The sequence below is a fragment of the Youxingia wuxianensis genome (assembly GCF_014385085.1).
Classification (GTDB): Bacteria; Bacillota; Clostridia; order Oscillospirales; family Ruminococcaceae; genus Youxingia; species Youxingia wuxianensis.
The window spans coordinates 36,616-60,048 of the sequence record NZ_JACRTD010000010.1 but is presented as its reverse complement, the minus strand read 5'-3'; the positions used below and the strand labels follow the sequence as shown (position 1 = coordinate 60,048).

Here is a 23,433-nt window from a genome sequence, read left to right as displayed (position 1 = left end):
GGCTTATGAGAACTTTCACTGTCGCTTTACAGGAAACCGACCTGCCTTTGTATGAAGAGCTTTCCCAAAGGACAGGAGTTCCGATAGAGGGAATCCTGTCCGACTATCTGCATCTGTTAGCCGTTTTGCATGGAAATTTTTTTCCTCTGGAGGATTTCCGCCAGTAACTTTCTCGAAAAAATCCCGGAAGGCCAAAAATCCTTCCGGGATTTTTTAAGAACATTTTGATTCCTTTATAAAAAGGTGCCAAAAAAGCGTTCTATATATGGACGATGTCCACCAGTTCCACGTCATCGATGGTCCGTTCCATCATCAAACAATTTGCCAGGGCGTTAGCAGTATCCAAGGAAGTGAGAGTAGGAATAGCCAACTCCACCGCCTTACGCCGCATCTGCACTGAATGGCGGGCGGGCATTCTTCCTTTGGCGGAAGTGGAGATTACATAATCCACTTTTCCTGATTCAAACAGATCGTAAATATTCGGCGGCGGAAAGCCCAGCTTACGCACCGAGTTGGTCGCGATCATATGCTGATTAAGCACCAGAGCGGTGCCTGGGGTGGCGTACAAAGTAAATCCCATCTTTTCAAATTTTTCCGCTAAGGGGATGGCCTCAATCTGATCGGAGTTTTTCACTGTAATCAGTACGCCGCCGTCCTTCTTCATCTTATATCCGGCAGACACCAGTCCTTTGAGCAGCGCGTCCTCGAACGTTTTGGCGATGCCCAAAACTTCACCGGTAGATTTCATTTCCGGCCCCAAAGCAGTATCCACATCATGGAGCTTCTCAAAGCTGAACACAGGAACTTTCACCGCTACATAATCCCCTTCCGGATATAATCCGGAACCATACCCCATATCTGCCAGTTTATAGCCCAGCATGATTTTGGTGGCAATATCCACCATAGGAACTCCGGTAACCTTGCTGATATACGGTACCGTACGGGAAGAACGAGGGTTTACCTCTATGACATATACCTGATCGTTATAAATGACATACTGGATATTTACCAAGCCGACTACTTTTAGTTCCCTTGCAAGGCGGCCGGTATAATCAATCAAAGCGGCCTTCATCTTCTGAGAAAGGGTCTGGGCAGGATAGACAGAAATACTGTCTCCGGAATGGACGCCGGCTCGTTCAATATGCTCCATAATACCCGGAATAAGATAATCATATCCGTCGCAGATAGCGTCCACTTCGATCTCTTTGCCCATCATATATTTATCGATCAGCACCGGATTTTCAATCATATGGGAAGTAATGATATTCATATACTCCACCACGTCTGCGTCATTGTAGGCGATAATCATATTCTGCCCGCCCAACACATAGGAAGGACGCAAAAGCACAGGATAACCTAAGTCGTTGGCAGCCTTCAGAGCTTCGTCAGAAGTAAACACCGTATGTCCCGCCGGACGAGGAATATTGCACTTTTCCAGCAGCTGGTCAAACCGTTCCCTATCCTCCGCCGCGTCAATGCTGTCGGCGCTGGTCCCCAGGATATTAACCCCTTTTTCCATCAAATGTTTTGTCAGCTTAATGGCCGTCTGTCCGCCAAACTGTACCACTACGCCCCAGGGTTTTTCCGTTTCCAGGATACTGTCCACATCCTCTGGGGTCAGCGGATCAAAATACAGCCGGTCGGAGGTGTCAAAGTCGGTGGAAACCGTTTCCGGATTGTTGTTTGCGATGATCGCTTCATACCCTTCTTCTTTCAGCGCCCACACACAATGTACTGAACAGTAATCAAACTCAATTCCCTGTCCGATACGGATAGGTCCGGACCCGATTACCAGCACCTTCTTTTTCCCGGAGTTATGGTGCTGGATAAACTGGGCCGCCTCATTCTCCTGATCAAAAGTGGAATAGAAGTACGGCGTCTCAGCGGAAAATTCTGCGGCGCAGGTATCTACCATTTTAAAGGAAGCATACCGTTTCATCTCCTGGGTAACCTCACAGCCGCTGAGCCGCTGGATGGTCTTATCCAGAAAACCATATTTTTTCGCTATATTATATTTGTGGCTGTCCAAGTTACCTTCCTGAAGATAGTTCTGCAAATCCACCAGATTTTTCAGTTTTCCGGTGAACCACCGGTCGATCTTGGTAATTTCAAAAATTGTATCCAGGGAAACGCCCCTCTTTAACGCCTCAAATACCACAAAGATACGTTCATCGTCGCATTTGTAGAGCATTTCTACAATTTGCTCATCGGTTTTCTCTTCCAATTTCTTTACATTGAGAGTATCCAGTCCCAACTCGATAGAACGCACCGCTTTCATCATGGCCTGTTCAAAAGAGGTGCCAATCGCCATCACCTCTCCTGTCGCTTTCATCTGGGTGCCCAAAGTTCGTTTTCCGTAGACAAACTTATCAAACGGCCACTTGGGGAATTTCACCACGATATAATCGATTGTTGGCTCAAAGCAGGCGTATGTCTTGCCTGTCACCGCATTTACAATTTCATCCAAGGTATAGCCGATCGCAATTTTGGCGGCCACCTTGGCAATCGGATAGCCGGTAGCCTTGGAGGCCAAAGCCGAAGAACGGGACACACGGGGATTTACCTCGATAACCGCATATTCAAAGCTATCTGGGCGCAGAGCAAACTGGCAGTTGCATCCGCCCTCCACTCCCAGGGCCTTTACAATATCAATAGCCGCCGTGCGCAGCATTTGATACTCTTTATCCGCCAGGGTAACTGCCGGCGCCACAACGATGCTGTCCCCTGTATGCACGCCCACCGGATCTACGTTTTCCATGGAGCATACAGTAATGGTGTTGTTCTTGCGGTCCCGGATCACTTCAAACTCAATTTCCTTCCAGCCGGAAATACATTTTTCAATCAGCACCTGAGTAATGGGGGATAGCCGCAATCCGCCCTCGCAAATTTCATGAAGTTCCTGGGGCGTCTGAGCAATACCGCCGCCGCTGCCTCCCAAAGTAAAGGCCGGACGTACAATGACAGGATAGCCAATCTCTTGGGCAAAGGACATAGCGTCCTCCACAGTCGTGACCACTTTGGAGGGGATACAGGGCTGACCGATGCTTTCCATAGTATCTTTAAAAATCTGACGATCCTCGGCTTTATCGATAGTTTCCGGATTTGCCCCCAGGAGCTTGACTCCCATTTTTTCTAAAAAGCCCTCTTTTGCAAGCTGCATTGACAAAGTGAGCCCCGTCTGCCCGCCCAGGGTGGAAAGCACGCTGTCTGGACGTTCAATTTCAATCACCCGCTTTACCACATCCAGCGTCAGCGGCTCGATATAGATTTTATCCGCCATTGCTTTGTCAGTCATGATAGTCGCTGGATTGGAGTTGATCAGCACAACTTCCAGCCCCTCTTCCCGCAAAGCGCGGCAGGCCTGGGTTCCTGCGTAATCAAATTCCGCCGCCTGGCCGATAACAATCGGGCCTGAGCCGATGACTAATACTTTTTTTATATCTTCACGAAGCGGCATTCTATTTTCCCTCCTTTATACAGCGCATCCTAGTGATAAAATGATCAAACAAGTAGCCAGTATCCGCCGGGCCTCCGCAGGCTTCCGGATGGAACTGGACGGTAAAAATATTCTTATTTTTATATTCCACGCCTTCGCAGCTGCGATCATTGGCATTAATATGGCTGACCGTGCCTATTTCCGGTTTAATGGAAGCAGCCACTACCTCATAGCCGTGATTTTGGCTGGTTACATAAGTGGTACCGCTTTCCAGATCAATTACCGGTTGATTGGCGCCCCGATGGCCATATTTTAATTTTTGCGTCGTCCCGCCGCTGGCAAGGGCTGTAAGCTGATGGCCTAAGCAGATACCGAACACCGGCAGTCCCATCTGCAAAATCTCTTGGAGATTGTTGATAATATCTTTGTCCTCCTGAGGATCTCCTGGTCCGTTGGAGAGCATCACCCCGTCCACGCCCATTTCTTTGAGCTGGGCTGCGGTCGTGGTACAGGGCACTGCCGTCACATTACAGTTTCTCATTAAAAGGGAACGGCGAATATTGCGTTTGTAACCATAATCCAACAAGGCTACTTCAAACTCAGGATGTTCACATTCGTATTTTACCGGCTGCTCTATAGAAACCGATCTGATCGCGTCTTTAATTTCAAAGGCGTTGATCTCTTGTAAGAGGGTCTGTTTATTGGCATACACGTCCTGATCGGTGATCATACCGTTCATCACACCGTATTCCCGAATTTTCCGGGTAAGCGCCCGAGTGTCAATGTCATAAATGCCGATCACATTATTTTCTTTCAAAAACTCTGCAATCGTCCCTTCCATACGGAAGTTGCTGGGAACTTCGCACCATTCCCGGATGATATATCCTTTCAAATAGCACTTGTTCGATTCCCCATCGAAATGATTGACCCCATAGTTTCCAATCAGCGGAAAAGTCTGGGTAACAATCTGCCCGTAATAGCTCGGGTCGGTCAGTGTCTCCTGATACCCGGTCATACCGGTAGTAAACACCACTTCTCCTATAGTGGTGCCCTGGGCCCCTACTGAAAGCCCCTCAAACACCGTTCCATCCGCCAGCAGAAGATATGCTTTTTTGCTGTTTTCTAAAATCTGCATACACTTGCCTCCCTATCTATAAGCAGGTTTTCCGCCTGCCTGGTAAATTACCCTTTTATCGGCGCAATTACCGAAATAATATCCTCTTTCATACGAAGCGCTTCCCGGCGGGCAGTCTCTGCGAAGTCTACCCCGTCGCTTCCCTCTTTTTTCCACGCGGTGAGTATCGCCCGGGAGGAATTTACAATGCCTCCCAGCCCATTTTCGTCAAAAGCGCCAGCCACATCCTTCGCTCCGCCGCCCTGGGCCCCATAACCCGGCACCAAAAAGAAGGTGTGAGGCAATCGTCTTCGCAGTTCGCCTAACTGTTGGGGATAGGTAGCCCCCACTACTGCTCCTACCTGTGAATAACCATATGGATCAATGGAACCTTCCCCCCATTTTTCACACATATCTCCCATAACCGCATATACGCTGTTTTCTCCAATTTTTTGATCCTGCAGCTCTCCGGAGGAAGGGTTGGAGGTTTTTACCAAAACAAAAATCCCCTGATCCTCATTCATGACGGAAAGAAGCGGTGATATCCCATCGGTGCCCAGATAACCGTTTACTGTCAGCGCATCCGCGCCAAAGGCCGGCGTTTGCACCCCATCGACAGATATCTGTCCCAAATGGGCGGTGGCGTAAGCCTGCATGGTAGAACCGATATCATTTCGCTTGCCATCGGTAATTACATACATTCCCTTGGATCGGGCATACTGGATAGTTTTTGCCAGGGTTTTCATTCCCTGCCAGCCCAGAGCTTCATAGTAAGCACATTGCGGTTTTACCGCCGGGACAATGTCACAGATAGCGTTGATAATTTTTTTATTGAACGCGTAGTACGCTTTCGCCGCGCCTTTCAAAGTATAACCATACTCTTCAAAGTACTTTTGTTTTAAATACTGGGGGATGTAATCCAGGGTCGGATCCAAACCTACCACCGTCGGATTTTTTGTCTGGATGATCTTTTCTATTAGCTTTTTCAATTACGCGTCCTCCTCCGTATATTGGTAAACCATCTGCCCGTCCAGGAAGGTGTAGCGGACCCGGCCGGTCATTTTTGCTTTATCAAAACAGGTGTTCTGAGATTTAGAACAAAACTTTTCCTTGTTTACTACCCATGGATACTTTGGATCAAACAGCACCAAATCCGCAGGCATCCCTTCTTTTAAAGACCCGGCGTTAATTCGCAGAATATTTGCCGGTTTGATCGTCATCATTTCAATCAGGCGGTTGAGGCTGATCAGCCCCGGATGAACCAGATAGGTCAATCCTGCCGCCAGAGAGGTTTCCAATCCGATTACTCCATTGGGCGCGCTTTCAAAATCCGCTTTTTCATAGACGGTATGAGGCGCATGGTCAGTAGCGATACAATCGATCGTTCCATCCTGTATTCCCCGGATAATCGCCTGTTTATCTTCTTCTTCCCGCAAAGGCGGGTTCATTCGGTAGTTGGCGTCCCTTTCTAACAGCATCTCATGGGTAAGGGAGAAATAATGAGGCGCTGTCTCGCAGCTTACCTGCACCCCCCGCGCTTTCGCATCCCGTATAATTTCTACCGAACCTTTTGTACTTACGTGGGCAATATGCACCCGCGTATGGGAAGCGGCGGCCAAAGCAACCATTGCCGCGGTATCGCAGTCCTCGCTGGCCCTGTCAATCCCCTGTACTTTCAGCCGAGCGCTAATCTCTCCTTTATGCATAATTCCTTTACTTACAATATTTAAATCTTCCGCGTGACAGATAACGCATATCCCTTCGCTGCTCCCGCAGCGCAGCGCCTGAAGCATCAACTGATGGTTTGCCACCGGTTTTCCGTCGTCGCTGATTCCAATCGCCCCGGCGCTTCGCAGGGCGGGTATGTCGGCAAGCTCCTCGCTTTTTAAGCTTTTAGTAATCGCCGCTACCGGATATACCTTGGCTTTGGCATGCTGGGCACGGCCCAAAATATATTTCACCACATCCGGATGATCGCACACCGGGTTGCTGTTTGGCATGCAAGCGATGGAGGTAACTCCTCCCGCTGCCGCCGCATTGCATCCGGTAATAATATCTTCCTTGTGGGTGTATCCTGGGTCCCGCAGATGCACATGCATATCCACCAGCCCCGGCGCCATCACCAGCCCGCTGGCGTCCAGCGTCTGCCGGCCGTCGTCGGGCAGATCCTTTCCCAACTTCTCAATTTTCCCATGGATTATCATTACATCACAGATATCATCTATTTTTTGAGAAGGATCAATAACATGAGCATTTTTTATCACCAATGTATTCAAATTCATTTCCCTCCCAATATTCTGCATATTTTTTCAACTTTATAGAGTATTTTTATTCTTTTGGTTATAAAAATACCTATCCATTAAAAATGGATAGGTGAAAATGGATAAATGGCCGATTGAAAAAAGAAAATAGGAAACACGGGAGGCTCTTCTTTTGTAATACCATCGTTCCCAACTTCACCTATTCTCCTTCCCTACTTTGTATGTATAATTATACATTGTTTTCATTTTTTTGTCCAGATGTCAAAATGATAGTTTTTGGGGCAAATACAAGATATCTTTTGTTATGTATGGAGAAAATCCGCAAGAATTACCTTGCATACACAATCTTCTCCAGAAGTTGCTTCTGCCATTCATACCGCTGGATCGTGACTGGATTTTTATTCACTGCGCTGGATGCTGCGCTGCGCAATGTCGCATAAAGTTCCGGCAGTTCTTTCAAACTGTCCACAGCTCCAAAGTCCGTCCCGTTAATTTTAAACCGATATTTTTCCGACAGTCCCGGCGCATCCGGGTACAGCTGGGATAAATCCTCAAATAAGGTTTCATCCCCAAGCAGCCCGTATACATAGCTATCAAGAAAGTACAAGTCTGCATTTCCGGTTTTGATCTCCTGTACCAGCTGGTTAAACAGCTGGGAGGTAGCGACGGTACTTTCTGTCCCTTCCGAGGCTGGGAACTCTAAAAAAGTGATTTCCATCTCTTCCTCGTCCTGGGTTTGCGGCCGATACCGGATCACCTGTTCCTGCAGTGCAATTTTCTGCTCTTCCGATAAATAGCCCCTCACCGCGATCATCACCGCCTGGTAGTCGTCGTCGCTGGAAGATGCGTATAAGACCGCGACATAAACCAGAGCGACAATAATTCCAAATACGATTATTGCCGACACCGCTTTTTTTATATCCAGAGATCCTCGGAGATTTTTTGCCGCCGTCTTCATTATCCATCCTCCTTACTGCGCTCAAGCGCCCATTTTTTCCAACTGCTCTGCTGCAGGGATACGGGGAGATTTTTCTTAAAAAAATCTCCCCGCTGTCATTTTAATCTCTTGGCTTCATGGTGGGGAACAGTAGCACGTCACGGATAGAAGCACTGCCGGTCAGCAGCATGATCAGACGATCCACGCCGATTCCCATTCCTCCTGTAGGCGGCATGCCATATTCCAGCGCATTGATAAAATCTTCATCAATATCATTGGCTTCCGCATCGCCGGCTGCTTTTAAGGCCGCCTGATGCTCAAAACGCTCCCGCTGATCCAGCGGGTCGTTGAGCTCGCTGTATGCGTTGGCATACTCTCTTCCCAGGATAAACAGTTCAAAACGTTCTGTGTATTCCGGGTTAGAGGGTTTCTTTTTCGTAAGCGGGGAGATTTCCACTGGATGATCCATAATAAACGTAGGCTGAATCATCTTCTCTTCCCCATATTTTTCAAAGAACAGATTTAGGATATCTCCCTTGCCATGTCTCTGTTCATACTCAATGTGATGTTCCTTGGCCAAAGCTCTGGCTTCCTCCAGAGTTTTTACCTGGTTAAAATCAACGCCGCTGAATTTTTTCACTGCATCTGCCATTGTTAAACGCTCAAAGGGTTTGGAAAGGTCCATCTCCACTCCGTCGTATACAATCTGGGTGGTGCCCAGCACCTCTTGAGCGGCATAGCGGATCAAATTCTCCGCCAGATCCATCATTCCATAATAATCGGTGTACGCCTGGTACATTTCAATCATGGTAAACTCCGGATTATGACGGGTATCCATCCCTTCATTCCGGAACATTCTTCCCAATTCATATACCTTGTCAAAACCTCCTACAATCAGCCGTTTCAGATACAGCTCCGGAGCAATGCGCAGGTACATGTCCATATCCAAAGTATTGTGATGGGTAATAAACGGACGGGCATTCGCTCCGCCGGCAATCGGATGCAGAAGAGGGGTTTCTACTTCCAAAAATCCCAAATTATCCAGGTAGGAGCGGATGCAGCGGATAATTTTAGAACGTTTTATAAAGGTATCCTTTACCTCCGGATTTACAATCAAGTCCACATAGCGCTGACGGTAGCGAAGTTCCGTATCCTTCAGGCCATGCCATTTTTCCGGCAGCGGCTGCAATGATTTGGAAAGCAGGATAATCTTATGGGCTTTAATAGAGATCTCCCCTTTGTGTGTACGGAAGCATTCTCCTTCCACCCCAATAATGTCCCCAATATCCCATTTTTTAAAATCGTTATAGCTGTCCTCGCCTACAATATCAATTTTTACATAGCTCTGGATGCGCCCGGACATATCTGCAATATCGATAAAAGAAGCTTTTCCCATCCCCCGACGGCTCATCATCCGCCCGGCGATGCTGACAATTTTTCCTTCATAGTTATCAAATTCATCAACAATCTGGCTGGCATAGGCGGTACGGTCATAGGTAGTGATTTCAAAAGGGTTTTTGCCGTCTTGTTTTAACGCCGCAAGTTTATCCCTTCTTACCTGGAGCACCTCCGATAAATTCTGTTCGGCGTCCTCCTGGGGTATCATTACCTCGTTCACTTCGCTCATTTTTACACATCCTTTATCTAATTGGGATTTATCTTAACTATTATAACAAAAAAAGCAGGCTTTGCATAGCCTGCTTTTTTAATTAAAGACCTATTTCGAGAATTTTCAGTTTTAAGGTTTCGGCAGGGGCCTGAATTTCCACCACATCTCCCACCTTGTGACCCATAAGGCCTTTTCCCACAGGGGATTCATCAGAAATCGTATTAAGCGACTGATGAGATTCCACCGAGCTGGCAATAACATATTCCATTTCTTCATTATATTCAAGGTCCAATATTTTCACTTTAGAGCCGATGGTGACCACATCTTTAGGCAGTTCCTCTTTGGAAATAATCTTGACCGATTTGAGCTGGTCCTCCAGCCGTTTAATCCGGGCCTCCACCACGGCCTGTTCATTTTTCGCCTCATCATACTCGCTGTTTTCTGACAGGTCGCCAAACCCTCTGGCAACACGGATTTTCTCCGATATTTCTCCACGGGTAACGGTTTTCAATTCATTTAATTCTTTTTTTAAGGCCTCATAGCCTTCGGTTGTCATTAATAATTCTGTGGACATCTTTTTTCTCCTTCTAGCTGATAATATTTATAGCCAGCTTATATAAGCGAATTTTTCATAAGGGCATCAACTGATAATGGTTAGTATTATAGTCAAATCGTTGAATTATGTCAAGAGCGGTAAAAAATTTTATTGTAAAATTTACAAACTCCCTCCTCTTCCCAAAATTTTTCAAAATATAAAATTGGACGTCCATAAATACTAGTCCTATTCTATGCGTTAAAAAGTATAAAAAGAACGCCTTTCGGCGTTCTTTTTTTGTAAAAAACACTGTCTTAAGCGGCCGCCTGGGAAGATGCTGGGGCAGTACTGGACTCTCCTTGAGATTCTGTTTCTTCTGAGGACTGCTCAGAAGAACTCTCCTGTTGGGAGGAGCTCTCCTCTATCGAAGAGGAGGTATCTGCGGCGTTACTAGAAGAAGCTGCGGCTTGAGAAGAAGTGGTTGCATTATCCCCGCTTTGGAGCTGTTTTAAGGCGGCGACCGCAATTTCAAGAGCTTTGCTTACCTGTGGATCATTCGCCACTCCAAGGGTGTCTACCAGATTTTGCTGTTCTTCTGTAATCTTCACTTCATAGTCCGGTTTTACCCCTTCGCCATCATAACTGGGACTGACCGGCGGTTTATATTTTGCAGTGGTAATCTGGATTGCGCTGCCATCCGTCAGCGGGAAGGTAGTCTGCATAGAACCTTTGCCTACTGTTTTAACCCCAACAATCCAGCCTTTCTGGTAATCCCGAATAACAGCCGCGAAAAGTTCCGCTTCCCCTGAGGTCTTTTCATTTACCAAAACTGTCATAGGCAGCTGAACCTCACGGGAGTCTGAGGTTTCTAATATAGTAGAATTTCCATTCTTATCGATACTATATACCAGCGGGCCTTCCGGCAGAAGCCGGTCAAGGACCTGGGTTACAGAACGCAGAGTCCCGGAACTGGTGCCGCGCACATCAAAAATCAACGCAAGAGCGCCTTCATCAATGAGTCTGTCTACCTGCTTATTGAATTGATCCAGCGTGTTGTCGTTAAACTCTTTAATCACAATCATGCCCACATTGTTCTCCAACATCATACTGTTCACCGACGGCACCTCGACAAACCTTCTGGTCATCTCCAATGTGATGTCCTCTACCCCTTTACGCAGGACGATGGTCATCTTTGTTCCCGGCTCGCCCCGGAGCATCGCTACCGCTTCGCTGTAGTTGTCCGTTTTGACATCCAGATCATCGACTTTAATAATCAAGTCTCCCGCCTCAATCCCGGCTGCCTGGGCCGGGGAATCGGGATAGACTTCGCTTATAAGAATATACCCGCTTTCGTCCATCTTAGTTACAATACCAATAGAAACCGATTTCCCACCGTACTCCTTTTGCATCGCGGCGTATTTCTGCGCGTCAATGTACTGAGAATACTGGTCGCCAAGGCCGTTTACAAACCCCGCGGCAACCGAATCCATCAATTCATTTTCATCAATAGGTTCCACATAGTTCTGCCGCGAAATACGGTCAATTTCGGCAACTTTGCTATACATGGATTCTCGTTCTTTAATACTGTATACCTTATCATTAAAGGTTTGCATAGAGTAAACCCTGGTAATTGAAAAGGTAGCAGCAGCAATAATTGCCATAAACGCAATGGCTGCGCCAAGAGGAATTTTTTTATTCATCTCTTTTGCTCCTTGTAAAATGATCTCTACCTTTGCCGATGGCCCAACATTTTTCTAACCCTTCAAAGCAAATTAAGCTCATACACATCATGCAGATACATATCCCATCGGATTTACTGCCTTTCCGTTGATACGCACTTCAAAATGAATGTGCGGACCGGTAGACCATCCGGTGGAACCAACCTTTGCAATCTCCTGTCCCTTTACCACAGTATCTCCTTCAGAAACGGAAATTGAGCTGCAGTGGGCATACAAAGTCGTTTTTCCGCCGCCGTGGTCAATGATCAGATACTTCCCATATCCATAGCCCGGAGTAAAGTTGGTAGTTACATGTGCCACTGTCCCCGTATTGGCCGCCAAAACAGGGGATCCCATGGCGCCGCCACCGGAAATGTCAATGCCTGTATGGTAATCGTTGCCGCCAAAACGGGAACCAAAGGAAGAGGTGATCTGGGCCAGCGTCCGGGAAGGCCACATCATCTCACCGCCTACATATGGGATATTGCTGGAGTTAGCGTTAATCTTATCATAAATAGCGGTGATGACCGCCTGGACTTCCTGCATCTGCTTCGTCAGCGCTTCTTTATTCGCTAAAAATTCCTGCTCCATAGCCGCGATATCCTGGATTTTATCCTGCGTTTCCTTTAACTGGGTATCCAGCTGCTGTTTTTTCTCTTCCATCTCTTTTTTGTCTTTTTCCAGATCGGCCTTATCTTTATCCAGCGAAACTTTAATCGCATTGAGGGCCTCTTTTTCCCGGGTTAGAGTATCGATTACATCCTGGTCATACTGAGAGATCCGAGTAGCCACTTCCGCCCGCAGCAGAAACTGGGAAAAACTGTCCGCTCCCAGTACCATGCCAATCGTGCTGGAATTTCCGGCAATATAATTCGCCCGCAGGCGCTGTTTAAACAGCTCGTAATTTTTATCGATGTCCTTTTGCTTGATCTGCATTTCATCCTCTTTTTGAGCAATATTTTCCTCCAAAAGAGTAATCCGCTGATTGAGCACATCCAGCTGGGCCAAGGTGAACTGCATTTCTGTATCAATCTGCTGTTTTTGGGCTAACTGCTTGTCCTTTTCTGATTTAGCCGCATTGATTTTCTGCTGGATCGCGTTCTGCTGGCTCTGAAGTTCGCTGAGCCGGGCGTTTAAGTCCTTCAAATCCGCCTTTTCTTCCGAATAATCATCCGCCTGATAGGAACTTTCCTCTTCGTCCTCTTCCTCCTGCTGACCTTCATTTTTTAACCGTTCAGCCTCTGCCGCCTCGATCTCTTCGTCTGTAAGAATGTGGTCATCATCATCCGCATTTACAATTACCGCCAAAGACGGCACAAGTATACTCAAAGCAAGAAAAACCGCCATTACTGCTGCGAATATCCGCTTTCCTTTCGAATCCATTTTCATTACCCCCAAAATCTCCAGTTTACCATCCCAGCCGCATGGCTAGGAATCGGTGTCCAAAAGGCTTCTTCGGCTCATTTCATCTGCGCCGAAAGAAGGCAGCAGCAGTACCTGGACGGAAGACCTCCTTCAGTACTGCCGACATGCGCCTTACACCTATTAAACTTTCAAATATTTGTTCACGAAAAACATGCTGCCAAACACACCGATCCCAATACCGCCGCCGCCAAACCAGGCCGCCATCTGTAAGGCGACTTTTTGAAAGGGGATCGTGTTCTGATAAATCTGATTAATCCAGGCGGAAGGGTTTTCCGCCAGAACCTGGAGCACGTAATTGTATCCTACCCACAGCACTCCAAACGCGAGTACCGCGGAAATAATTCCCAGCAAAAAGCCTTCTACAATAAACGGAAGCCGAATGAATCCATCGGTTGCTCCCACATATTTCATGATATTAATTTCTTTACGCCGATTGAAAACTGTAATTTTAATCGTGTTTGCGATAATCACCAAGGATACCGCCATCAGAATGAGCACAATAAACATCCCGCCGGAATACACGGCACGTTTGATACTGGAAAGAATTTCCGCTACTTCCGTAGGAGCTTTTACGCTCTCTATTCCTTCCACCGCTTCCAGCTTCATAATTGTAGAGGAGAGGATGGACAAATCCTTAATCCGAAGCCGGAAAGAGTTAGGCAAAGGATTTTCCGGGTTGTTCTCCCCTTCAAAATCCTCCAGCAAAAACGCGCTCTCTCCATATAAGGCCATCTGTTCCTCAATCGCCTGCTCTTTGGAAACATAGGTGAAATCCAATATATTATCAATCAGGGTCAACTGATTGGAAATATCCTCCACCTCTTGTTCCGTAGCGTCGTCAGAAATCAGCGCTACCACTTCATTTTGTTCTTCTATATAGCCTACAAAGCTGTTTACATTAATGGAAAAAAGCAAGGCGCTTCCTATGAGCAGCATACATGCCACCAACGTTCCAATGGAAGCGAAGGACATCAGCCGGTTGGCATAAATATTTTTAGCGCCCTCTTTGATTAAATATCCAAAACTGCTTCCCCTCATCATCGATACCCCCCATTCCAGTCGTCTGAAACAAGAGTACCATGGTCGATGGTAATTACCCGGTGGTTAAATTCCGACACCAGATCATGCTCATGGGTCACCATAACAATGGTTGTCCCGCATTTATTAATCTCGCTGAGCAGATCCACAATCTCAAAGGAAAGCTCCGGGTCAATATTACCTGTAGGCTCGTCCGCAATAATGAGAGAAGGGTTATTCACCAGCGCCCGCGCCAGCGCCACGCGCTGCTGTTCTCCTCCGGAGAGATGTTCCGGCAGGCTTTTCGCCTTGTTGGAAAGCCCCACCAAGCTCAATATGTATGGCACGCGGCTGCGTATTTCCTTACTTGGTACATTAGTCACCCGCAAAGCAAAAGCTACATTATCATAAACAGTCATATTGGGGATCAGCCTAAAGTCCTGAAACACAACGCCCAAGGTCCTTCTAAAATAAGGGATTTTCCTTCGCTTCAACCTAACCAAATTCTGCCCGTTGACATAAATCTCCCCTGAAGAAGGTTTTTCCTCGCTCATTAACAGTTTAATAAAGGTGCTCTTGCCAGCGCCCGAAGGTCCCACAACAAATACAAATTCCCCTCTGTCAATACTCACATTGAAGTTATTAAGAGCATGGGTCCCGGTTTTATAAACCTTGGACACATTGACAAATTCGATCACTGGTACACCGCCTTTGAAAAGGCCCGTTTTTCAACAGGCCAATTTTGTTTGAAAAACAGTAAACCTATTTACGTTTTTCCCTATATTCGAACTTTTGTGGCAATCCCAAAACAAATTAATATTTTACTGGATTTGCCGTCAGATATTTTTTCACCATCAAGGCAACTTTAAAAATAATGGCATGGTCAAATTCACGCAGATCCAGGCCGGTGAGCTTTTTAATCTTTTCCAGACGGTAAACCAGCGTATTTCTGTGTACAAAAAGCTTTCTGGAGGTTTCCGACACATTCAGATTATTCTCAAAGAATTTTTGGATGGTAAACAGGGTCTCGTGATCCAGGCTCTCAATCGAGCCTTTTTTGAATACTTCCCGCAAAAACATGTCGCACAGGGTGGTGGGAAGCTGATAAATAAGTCTGGCGATTCCCAGATTGTCATAACTTACAATCGCCTTTTCTGTGTCAAATACCTTTCCTACCTCCAAGGCTACCTGCGCTTCTTTAAAGCTGCGCGCCAAATCTTTGACGCCCATCACCGAGGTGCCGATACCCACAACCACCTTGGTATAGAACTCGCTGCCCAGGGTGTCTACAATGGAACGAGCCAGTTTTTCCAGGTCTTTGGATTCTATTCCGGCCTTTGTTTCCTTGACTAAAACGATATCGCTTTCGGAAATATTGAACACAAAGTCTTTCTGCTTATCCGGGAAAAGGTTCTGTATCACATCGAAAGCGGAAATATCATTGGAAGCTACAATTCTGATCAGCAGCACTACACGGGTAGAATCGGTATTAAAATGCAGCTCACGGGCTTTTACATAAATATCGCCCGGAAGGATATTATCCAAAATAACGTTTTTAATAAAGTTATTCCGGTCATATTTCTCATCATAATACTGTTTGATGGAAGAAAGAGAAATGGACAAAATATTACAATATTTCGTCGCCAGATCATCTACGCCCTCGACGAATACGGCAAATTCCGGTTTCATCTTATTGCCAAAAGGTTTATAAGTATAGCCGTCACGAACAAAAACTTCGTTCATGTCACCTACGTCGATGGTAAAGAAATCGCTGGTTTCACCAATTTTAGTCAGATCGCTGCAGGAGATAATCGTAGCGCTGTCATCTACGACACCGATCACTCTGTCGATACAATCCCGCATTTGATGAACGATACCTTGGAAAAGCCTGTTTGACATTTCTATCCCCTCTTTTACTCGTAATAAATTGCATTTTTCCCGAATACAAGTCTATCATCGTTATTTTACAACAAATTTGTATAATTTGCAATACAATTTATCGTATTTGTTGTTGAATAATGATTATTTTTTTAAAAAGATAGCTGTCAAACATACTTTTTTCCAATAATACTACTTTTCCATGCCTAATATGTGAAAAAAGTTTGTCGAAATTTTGAACAGCTTCCTCACAATTCTTTGGTTATTTTTACCTGTAATCCTGAACATTGCCATAAATTCCAGCTTTACGCTATTTTAGGCGGAGAAGCTCTACCTCATTTTGGCTAAGTTCCCTACATTTACCAAGCTGCAAATCCTCGTCCAAAGAAAGTCCTCCGATTTTTTCCCGGCGCAGGTACTCCACCGTAATTCCAAAGGCCAGAAACATTCTCTTGATCTGATGATACATCCCCTGCCGGATCACCACTCTGACTTTCTTCCCGTCATCTTCCAGGACCTCCAGCTGTGCCGGCAGGCATTTCACCCCGTCCAGCACCACTCCTTTGTGAAAAGCGGCGGCTATCTCCTCCCCCGCCGGCTTGTCCAGCAGGGCGGTGTATGTCTTGGGCACATGGCTTTTAGGAGACAATATCCGATGGGCCAGCTCCCCGTCGTTGGTAATCAGCACAAACCCTTCCGTATCCTTGTCCAGCCTTCCTGCAGGAAACAGTCCTTTTCGGCGCAGCTGCTGGGGCACCAGATCGATCACCGTAGGCAGGGCCGCGTCCTGGGTGGCGCACACCACCCCCTGGGGTTTATTGAGCATCAGGTAGGAGTACCGGCGCAAATGCAGCACTTTTCCCTCAATTTCCAGCCTGTCCTTCTCCATATCCACACGGCTGTCAAAGTTTCGCACCACCTCTCCATTGAGCGTAACCTTCCCCTTGCTAAGCAGCTTATGTACATCCTTGCGGGAAAGGCTGGTTTGGGCCGCCACCACTTTGTCAATTCGATCCCGTCCCTTTGAAAACGCCATAGTCCACCTCGTAAGTTCCCGGCAGGCTATCTTTTTCAAAACATCTGCCGGGAATCAGCTTTTACAATGAATTTAACACGATTTTGTCTAATTGTACCATATTTTACTGGGCGGATGCAATCGCAAAACCATGCATAAATCCATCCAATTCCAGGGAGCATACATCCCCGCCGATAATTTTTCCATTATAGACAATCAAGTTTCCATGAATATTTTCCGGATGATCCGGGTAGTTGGTAATATTATAACTGTACCTCTTACACCGTTTTCCGGCATATTTCTCCAAATCGCACCCCTGTGCCTTTTGAATCTCGTTGTACTGCTGGTACACCTCGTCAAACTCCTTTGGGATGACTACCTCTAGAATTTCATCCGGCTCCTCCTGGACTGTCCAGCCAAACTGGGATAAGAACTCCACTCGCTGCTGGTTCGTCTTTGCCGGGGCCTTTTCTACCTTTATTTTTTCCGGCAGAGCCGCGGTCTGGTTTTCCGCTCTCATGGCAAATAGGGATTTCACCCATAAGGTGCCCGTAGCCGCTATCGCTACCGCCACGCAGAATATCCCGATCCGCTTCGGGGTAATTTTTATAGAAATTGTCAGCATAAAACACCGCCCACCTCTTTTACATATATTTCATATAAATATATACGTATCCAGGCGCAATTATATGCCGTCTCCTACAAACTCAAACACCGCCGTTTCCGGCGGTGTTTGAAGGATGACTTTATGGAAATAGAAGTTATTTGGGCATAAGTGATATTACTCTTCCTCGTTCATTGCTTTGGCATCTTCGATCACCGCTGCTTCCAACTGTGTGGGAAGCAATTCGTAGCGCTCAAAGACCAGGGTAAAGTAGCCCCTGCCCTGGGTGGTGGAACGAAGGATCGTAGTAAAGTCGTGCATTTCGCTCATAGGCACTTCCGCCTCGATCATCTGCAGACCATCCTCCGCCGGGTTCATTCCAAGAACACGGCCGCGGCGTTTGTTCAGTTCCCCGATCATATCACCGGTATTGCTGTCCGGTACGTATACTTTCAGATTGCCGATTGGTTCCAGCAGTGCCGGAGACGCCTGGGGAATCCCCGACTTATAAGCCAGAGTAGCCGCCATCTTAAAGGCCATTTCCGAGGAGTCTACCGGGTGGTAGGAGCCGTCGTATAAGGTAGCCTTCAGACCAACCATAGGATATCCTGCCAGCACGCCTTTCTTGACGCAGTCCTGCAGACCTTTTTCTACCGCCGGGAAGAAGTTTTTGGGAACCGAGCCGCCGAATACATTTTCAGCAAACAGCAGTTCTTCCCCATCATACGGCTCAAACTCGATCCAAACGTCGCCGTATTGGCCGTGGCCGCCGGACTGTTTCTTATGCCGTCCCTGGACCTTCACGCTTTTGCGGATGGTCTCGCGGTAAGCCACTCTTGGTTTTTCCAGGTCGATATCTACCCCGAATTTATTTTTCAATTTGGAAACCACAACATCCAGATGCTGCTCGCCCAAACCGGAGATTACCTGCTGATGGGTTTCTGCGTTTTGTTCAAAGCCGAGGGTTGGATCTTCCTCCATCAGACGTACCATTCCTTGAGCGACCTTACCTTCGTCGCCTTTCTGCTTGGTTTTCACCGCCATCGAAAGGGTTGGCGCTGGGAAGTTTACCATAGCAAACTTCACGATTCGTTTAGGATCACAAAGGGTATCGCCGGTGACAGAATCCCCTAATTTGGTTACTACGCCGATGTCCCCCGCGGTAATAAAAGAGGTGTCCATCTGCTTTTTGCCGCAGACATACGCTAGTTTTCCCAATCTTTCCGGCTGACCGGTACGTGCGTTAATCGGAACAATCTCAGAAGAAAGCTTACCGGAAACCACCTTAAAGTAGGACATTTTCCCCACGAACGGGTCGGCAACCGTTTTGAAGATATATGCCGCCAAGGGCGCCTCGTCGGTACAGGCAATCTGGACCTCTTCTCCTTTTTCGTCCACCGCGTTCTCCTCGCCCGCTTCCCAGGCGGAAGGCAGATGGTCTACCAGCGCATCCAGAAGTTGGTCAATTCCTTCCAGCGTCTGGGCGGAACCGCACAGTACCGGAGTGATCGTCCCCTGGTGTACCCCTTGGTGGATCCCTTTGAGGATTTCATCACGGGTAAACGCTTCGCCGGAGAAATATTTCTCAAATAAAGCTTCGTCCGTCTCCGCTACCGCTTCACTGATCGCTACTGTCAGCCCTTCCAAACGGTGACCGGTATCCGGCATAGCCACCTCGGTGGGTTCGCCCTTATCGTTATATTTATATGCCTTGTTGTCTACCAGGTTGATGTAGCATTCTACTTTATGGTCTACCATATACGGCACTACCAGCGGACAGATAGACGGCCCGAAACTGGCTTTTAATTCTTCCAGAACCTTATAAAAATCCGCATGCTCCGCATCCATTTTAGAAACAAAGAACATTTTGGATTTTCCCATCTGCTGGGCCAGCTTGTATGCTTTTTCCGCGCCCACAGTCACCCCTGAACGGGAGGACACCACAATGAGTACGCTTTCCGCCGCACGGATTCCTTCATACATGCCGGCGGCAAAATCGAACAAGCCCGGGGTGTCAATCAGATTGATCTTTACGCTGCCCCAATTAAGAGGAGCCACCGCGCTGGAAACGGATACCTGTCTTTTTATTTCTTCGGGATCGAAATCACAAACGGTGTTGCCGTCCATAATCTTTCCCAGTCTGTCGGTTGCCGCAGATTTAAACAGCAGCGCCTCCGTCAGGGAAGTTTTTCCGCTGGAGCCGTGTCCAGCGATGGCAACATTTCTGATTTTGCCCGCCAAGTATTGTCTCATGTTGATACACTCCTTTTTTTGTTCGCCAATGAATATTTGGTCAGAATATATAACTTATAATTAAATCCCTGTTGCATACTATTGATATTATACAGTTTATTGATTTCATTAGCAAGTAAAACCCTTATTAGCCTTCGTATAAAAAACATACAAAATACTGTAAAAAACGCACAAATTATCATCTTATATTTAAATAAACGTTAGCATAATAACTTGTTTTTGGGCGATTCCCCACGTCCTTCCAAAAAACGCGCCTCCCCGGAAAACATTTCCGGGGAGGCGCGCGTCATTAAATTGTATTACTTTTTACCAAGGGAGCAAATGAGACTCACCAGCACCAACCACCCCAGTTGGAACATAAGCATGGTCGTAAACTGTATGGAGGACAAGGAATTGGCAAAGGACATAAACGCTACCAACCCATATCCCGCCATAATTCCGATCAGCTGGGTAATTGTACCGATGGTAACCGAGCGTTTGACCGCCTGGGCGCCTTTAATTAAGGCGGGGATCCCTTCCAACGCTCCGGAATGAGCGCTTCCGGCGGATACCTTTTCTTTTGGTGCGGTAAGAGTTTTATATTCTGAATGCATCTTGGCAGGTAATACCTTCACCCGATCCCGGGGGATATCAAATACCGCCGCAATATGCTCGGAAGTAATATTGGGATCGGTGGAGTATACAATCAGAGACAACCCTCTGTCCGCAATGGAGGACACCGCCTGCGCCACATCCGGATCGGCGTTGTAGCTGACCACAAACATCGCGCTCAGTTCTCCGGAATTAGCAAGGTACAGCACCTGTCTCCCATCCCGTACATAACGGCTTTCAAAATCCCGAGAGGGGCACTCAATGCCATGATGCCGCATTAGCTGGCTGCTGCCAATCAGGACCCTTTTTCCATCTACCCAAGCGGAAATTCCAAGTCCATCCTCATACACTACGCTGTCCACTTTCTTAAGCAGCCGGCGGTTGTTGCCCACCATATTAAGAAATACGTCGGTCATAATCCCCTGACAGGAGATAATTACACTGGCCGCATCTAAAATAGCTTCGTCAATCCGCTTTTCTGCGAACACCTTCATCCCATGGAGAAGCACGCTTCCGGAAACAAACAGCTCTTTATCGCTGACCACTACCGCATCGGTGTCCGCCAATTCCTGCGCTGTGGAGTAGCCCGCCAGCATCGCTCCCATACGGGTAAGTTTTTTGGTGACCTTTGCCTGCATCAGATTTGGGATAATCGCACAGGAAAACGGCGCGCAGATGCAAAGTATCGCGGTAAATCCAGTGATTGCGCTGAAAATATCCTTGGTAAGAATGTAGGTCACCGCCGCTACCACAATGCTTCCTACAAAGCTGATGGGAACCACCAAACGGCTAATCCCTTCGCTGTAATCGGGAGAATAGCTTTTATCTAAAAATCCCGTGATAAAATCTGTTTTTGTACTGAACGCTACCCGATCTACATCCGCGCCCAGTCCCCGGGTGAACTCCCGCGCAAATTCCCGGTTTTTCACCTGAAGGAAAGCATATTTCTCCCGCTCGCCGGTGAGGAAATGGAAGTTGCGCTGCACCCGGTTGATCAGCATCTTTTTCCCTATCAGGTTGAAAAACAACGCTGTGCCTGCGACGGAAAAATAAATACACACCACGGACGGGTCCAACATTTCCGGTTTTAACAGCAGCATGATCCCTTGAATGAGCACCCCCAGCATAGCCAGGGCCACTGGGGAATCGCTGTCCGCCTTCATCTTACAAAGGGAGACGATCCCGCCGCCGATCACATTGCTGCATACAATAGCGCTGATCACCGTAATCAACAAATTAGCGGCAATAAACAACCGCATATTCTCTTCCGGAAAGATGGGCTTTGGAAGAGGCAGCATCACGCTTTCAGTAAATGGCAGAGGGTTAATGGAGAAGGCCAGGTAAATAAGCACAAACGCCAAAATCCCGCTGATAACTAATTTGACCGTCAAACCGGTTTTGATCGATTTGATCTCTTTTTCTACATACGGGGCGTCCTCTGGAGCGGTAAAATCATCTTCCGCCAAAGGTTCCGTCTCTAAAAATTCCTGCTGAGCATAAGAGGCCTGCCACTGGGAACGGGCCAATTCTGCCGGAGCCTCTCCCCGGCGGGCTCTTTCTTCCCTGCGGGAGAACTGTTCCGATGGATATTCTTCCTGCCTGATTACCTGAGTATAATCGTCCTGCGAAACCCGCGGCGTTTCAAATTCCTGCGGGGCGCCTAACGGAATATCCATCCGGGTGCTCTGGTCTTGGAATCCCTCGGAAAGAAAGTCCTCTTTTAAAGAAAACCCTGACTCCTCCTCCCCCGGCGGGGTTCCAAAATCAAATCGGAAGCCAGCCTCCTGCGCAGGCGGCTCCGACGCAGGGGAAAAAGGCGTTTCTTCTTGCCAGGAGGGAGTATGTGCGGGGGTCTGAGCCGTCTCGTAAGGGAAGTCCGTCTGCGCGCCTGCAGGCGGCTCCTGCTCCTGTGTAAAAGAAGCTAAGTCTTGAAATTCTCTCTCCCTGGGAGAATATCTTTGGACGTCCTGTTCCTGGGGACGATAGTCATTTCCTAAGAAGGAGCGGCTGTCTGCCGCGGCCGGCTGATCCAAAAAATCCGCCCTCCCGCGGGGATATTCCTGTACCGGCGCTTCCTGCCGGGACGGCAAAGGCTCCATAGGAGCCGTATCAAAGTCAAACGGTTTTCTTGGAACGTCCTCCTGGGCGGGAACGTTTCCAAACTGAAATCTTTCTTCTGTGCCGGCTGCGGTATCTCTGCGTACCCGCTGCATCGTCTGTTCCAAGGTTTCGCTCTGATCCGGCGCGGCGGGCCTGGCCGCATAATTTTCCGGCCGACGGTAATTCTCCTCTTCCCTTAGGCGGCGAGAGGACGGGGAAGCTTCTTCCCCAAATCCGTCGGGCCGCATGGGATTGGTCCCGTAACGGCCGCTGTTCCCTTCCTGCCAGTCATCCCGGTCAAAAGCCGTACGCCGTACCGGCCGCTGCTGCGGATGGTAGGCATCCTGCTGTTCGTAAGACGGCTCCCTCCTGGGAGCATATCCTTCCTGACGGGGGACGCGAGACGGTTCCTCATCATACCTGCGGGGAGGATATTCCGGCTCCCTGACAGTCCGGCGGGGCGCAGTACGCCCATATTCGGAAAAATCTCCATATTCCTCCTGCCGTCTGCGGCGGGTGGTTCCTTCATAAGGATTGGACCCTCTTAATCCCCGCTCATTGCTTTTGCCAAAGGGCGCGTCCTCCTCCAGCCGGGGCAGCCGGCGCTGAGAGGGCCGCTGAGGGCGGGAACCCGGCTGACGCTGGCCAAATCCTTCTACATTTCTTGAAAAACGGCCGTCCTCTTCCTGCCGAGAAGCATAGCTCTGCGGATGAGAAGCGCTGCGTCTCTGTTCATATTCCGCCGGACGGCGGGGGGAGTATCCTTCCTCCCCGTATCCACGCTGGGGGGGAGCTTGATAAGAACTTTCCCTGGAGCGCGTATTTTCATAATCGTATGTATCCTGGGAATATCGAGGACGGTCCCCTTCCTTCCTGGTTCTCAGTTCCTCCAAAATATCATCTACATTGTAGTCCCGAGCCATCGTTGCTTCCACTCCTC

The 23,433-nt window shown here is 47.8% G+C and carries 17 protein-coding genes; 1 reads left to right on the top strand and 16 read right to left on the bottom strand.

Going from position 1 to position 23,433, the window contains the following annotated elements; genetic code table 11:
- The first annotated feature begins 5 nt into the window (after positions 1 to 5).
- A complete protein-coding gene (locus H8705_RS12385; RefSeq protein WP_262396102.1) occupies positions 6 to 167 on the top strand; it encodes a hypothetical protein in 162 nt (53 codons plus the stop codon).
- A 92-nt stretch (positions 168 to 259) separates the two neighbouring features.
- Here the strand turns inward: H8705_RS12385 and carB are convergent, their stop codons facing one another.
- The 16 genes from carB to H8705_RS12305 all read right to left on the bottom strand — a co-directional run bounded on the left by carB (position 260) and on the right by H8705_RS12305 (position 23,416).
- Entirely contained in the window at positions 260 to 3,457 is a 3,198-nt protein-coding gene (gene carB / locus H8705_RS12380) for a carbamoyl-phosphate synthase large subunit (protein WP_262396101.1), read from the bottom strand.
- A gap of 1 nt (position 3,458) precedes the next feature.
- Positions 3,459 to 4,571, bottom strand: coding sequence for a carbamoyl phosphate synthase small subunit (locus H8705_RS12375; RefSeq protein ID WP_262396100.1), 1,113 nt, complete (start codon positions 4,569 to 4,571; stop codon positions 3,459 to 3,461).
- Positions 4,572 to 4,618: 47 nt separating this feature from the next.
- Positions 4,619 to 5,539: an orotidine-5'-phosphate decarboxylase gene (pyrF, locus tag H8705_RS12370; RefSeq protein WP_262396099.1), complete on the bottom strand. Its 921-nt coding sequence runs from the start codon at positions 5,537 to 5,539 to the stop codon at positions 4,619 to 4,621.
- Positions 5,540 to 6,832: a dihydroorotase gene (locus tag H8705_RS12365; protein WP_262396098.1), complete on the bottom strand. Its 1,293-nt coding sequence runs from the start codon at positions 6,830 to 6,832 to the stop codon at positions 5,540 to 5,542.
- A gap of 307 nt (positions 6,833 to 7,139) precedes the next feature.
- The gene (locus H8705_RS12360; protein ID WP_262396097.1) at positions 7,140 to 7,769 is read right to left on the bottom strand and encodes a hypothetical protein; all 630 of its coding nucleotides are present in this window, start codon (positions 7,767 to 7,769) and stop codon (positions 7,140 to 7,142) included.
- Positions 7,770 to 7,869: 100 nt separating this feature from the next.
- The gene (gene lysS, locus H8705_RS12355) at positions 7,870 to 9,375 is read right to left on the bottom strand and encodes a lysine--tRNA ligase (protein WP_392392102.1); all 1,506 of its coding nucleotides are present in this window, start codon (positions 9,373 to 9,375) and stop codon (positions 7,870 to 7,872) included.
- A gap of 82 nt (positions 9,376 to 9,457) precedes the next feature.
- Positions 9,458 to 9,931 (bottom strand): transcription elongation factor GreA, encoded by a 474-nt coding sequence (greA, locus tag H8705_RS12350; RefSeq protein WP_262396096.1) that lies wholly within the window; start codon positions 9,929 to 9,931, stop codon positions 9,458 to 9,460.
- A gap of 275 nt (positions 9,932 to 10,206) precedes the next feature.
- On the bottom strand, positions 10,207 to 11,592 hold the full coding sequence (locus H8705_RS12345; RefSeq protein ID WP_262396095.1) for a S41 family peptidase: 1,386 nt from the start codon (positions 11,590 to 11,592) through the stop codon (positions 10,207 to 10,209).
- A gap of 87 nt (positions 11,593 to 11,679) precedes the next feature.
- Positions 11,680 to 12,993, bottom strand: coding sequence for a murein hydrolase activator EnvC family protein (locus H8705_RS12340; protein ID WP_262396094.1), 1,314 nt, complete (start codon positions 12,991 to 12,993; stop codon positions 11,680 to 11,682).
- Between the two features lie 162 nt (positions 12,994 to 13,155).
- A complete protein-coding gene (gene ftsX, locus H8705_RS12335) occupies positions 13,156 to 14,076 on the bottom strand; it encodes a permease-like cell division protein FtsX (protein ID WP_262396093.1) in 921 nt (306 codons plus the stop codon).
- Positions 14,073 to 14,750: a cell division ATP-binding protein FtsE gene (ftsE, locus tag H8705_RS12330; RefSeq protein ID WP_262396092.1), complete on the bottom strand. Its 678-nt coding sequence runs from the start codon at positions 14,748 to 14,750 to the stop codon at positions 14,073 to 14,075. Before ftsE ends, ftsX begins: the two co-directional genes overlap by 4 nt.
- A gap of 115 nt (positions 14,751 to 14,865) precedes the next feature.
- On the bottom strand, positions 14,866 to 15,951 hold the full coding sequence (locus tag H8705_RS12325; protein WP_262396091.1) for a PucR family transcriptional regulator: 1,086 nt from the start codon (positions 15,949 to 15,951) through the stop codon (positions 14,866 to 14,868).
- A 289-nt stretch (positions 15,952 to 16,240) separates the two neighbouring features.
- Complete coding sequence (locus H8705_RS12320) at positions 16,241 to 16,966, bottom strand: pseudouridine synthase (RefSeq protein ID WP_262396090.1); 726 nt, start codon at positions 16,964 to 16,966, stop codon at positions 16,241 to 16,243.
- Between the two features lie 103 nt (positions 16,967 to 17,069).
- Positions 17,070 to 17,570: a DUF4830 domain-containing protein gene (locus H8705_RS12315; protein WP_262396089.1), complete on the bottom strand. Its 501-nt coding sequence runs from the start codon at positions 17,568 to 17,570 to the stop codon at positions 17,070 to 17,072.
- A gap of 156 nt (positions 17,571 to 17,726) precedes the next feature.
- Positions 17,727 to 19,802: an elongation factor G gene (gene fusA / locus H8705_RS12310; protein WP_262396088.1), complete on the bottom strand. Its 2,076-nt coding sequence runs from the start codon at positions 19,800 to 19,802 to the stop codon at positions 17,727 to 17,729.
- Positions 19,803 to 20,101: 299 nt separating this feature from the next.
- Positions 20,102 to 23,416, bottom strand: a complete 3,315-nt coding sequence (locus H8705_RS12305) for a hypothetical protein (RefSeq protein ID WP_262396087.1) — start codon at positions 23,414 to 23,416, stop codon at positions 20,102 to 20,104.
- Between the last annotated feature and the right edge of the window lie 17 nt (positions 23,417 to 23,433).